Origin of the sequence: Bradyrhizobium uaiense, assembly GCF_010811875.1 — a bacterium.
GTDB lineage: Bacteria > Pseudomonadota > Alphaproteobacteria > Rhizobiales > Xanthobacteraceae > Bradyrhizobium > Bradyrhizobium uaiense.
The window spans coordinates 1-243 of record NZ_VKHP01000976.1; the positions used below are offsets into that span (position 1 = coordinate 1).

A 243-nucleotide genomic window follows, 5' to 3' on the forward strand; every position below is an offset into this window, starting at 1 on the left:
AGGCTTCAGATTCCTGCCCTTAGCGCGCTTTCTTCACACAACCGATGACCCGCTTCACTCGAAACTATTCGAGCTCGACGACCTGCCCGTTCGAAAGTGACACCCGGCGATCCATCCGGGCGGCGAGCAGCAACGTGTGGCGATCGCACGCGCGGTTGCCAACGCACCGCGGGTGCTGTTTGCGGACGAGCCGACCGGGAACCTCGATCCAGGCACGGCGGATCACGTCTTCAATGCGCTGAT

1 pseudogene is annotated in these 243 nt (G+C 62.1%); it reads left to right on the top strand.

Going from position 1 to position 243, the window contains the following annotated elements:
- Window positions 1-103: 103 nt before the first annotated feature.
- A pseudogene (locus tag FNJ47_RS48385) lies at window positions 104-243 on the top strand (ATP-binding cassette domain-containing protein); the annotation flags it as partial.